An 820-nucleotide genomic window follows, 5' to 3' on the forward strand; every position below is an offset into this window, starting at 1 on the left:
GGCACTGTTGCAAAGTTAGCGATGAGGCAGCCTTTTGTCTTATTCAAAGGCCTTACATTTCAAAAACTCTGCTTACCAGGCGCATTTCGCCCAGGGGATCACCATAATAAAATGCTGAGGCCTGGCCTTTGCGTAGTGCACGCATCACCTCAATACCTTTGATGGTGGCGTAAGCCGTCTTCATGGATTTAAATCCCAGCGTGGCGCCGATTATCCGTTTCAGTTTGCCATGATCGCATTCAATCACGTTGTTCCGGTACTTAATCTGTCGGTGTTCAACGTCAGACGGGCACCGGCCTTCGCGTTTGAGCAGAGCAAGCGCGCGACCATAGGCGGGCGCTTTATCCGTGTTGATGAATCGCGGGATCTGCCACTTCTTCACGTTGTTGAGGATTTTACCCAGAAACCGGTATGCAGCTTTGCTGTTACGACGGGAGGAGAGATAAAAATCGACAGTGCGGCCCCAGCTGTCGACGGCCCGGTACAGATACGCCCAGCGGCCATTGACCTTCACGTAGGTTTCATCCATGTGCCACGGGCAAAGATCGGAAGGGTTACGCCAGTACCAGCGCAGCCGTTTTTCCATTTCAGGCGCATAACGCTGAACCCAGCGGTAAATCGTGGAGTGATCGACATTCACTCCGCGTTCAGCCAGCATCTCCTGCAGCTCACGGTAACTGATGCCGTATTTGCAGTACCAGCGTACGGCCCACAGAATGATGTCACGCTGAAAATGCCGGCCTTTGAATGGGTTCATGTGCAGCTCCATCAGCAAAAGGGGATGATAAGTTTATCACCACCGACTATTTGCAACAGTGCC

General features: G+C 52.3%; 1 protein-coding gene. It reads right to left on the bottom strand.

Going from position 1 to position 820, the window contains the following annotated elements; translation table 11 throughout:
• Positions 1-52 precede the first annotated feature (52 nt).
• On the bottom strand, positions 53-757 hold the full coding sequence (locus HMPREF3140_RS10815) for an IS6-like element IS26 family transposase (protein WP_023280904.1): 705 nt from the start codon (positions 755-757) through the stop codon (positions 53-55).
• Between the last annotated feature and the right edge of the window lie 63 nt (positions 758-820).

The organism is Klebsiella sp. HMSC16A12, from assembly GCF_001808265.1.
GTDB classification, from domain to species: domain Bacteria; phylum Pseudomonadota; class Gammaproteobacteria; order Enterobacterales; family Enterobacteriaceae; genus Klebsiella; species Klebsiella pneumoniae.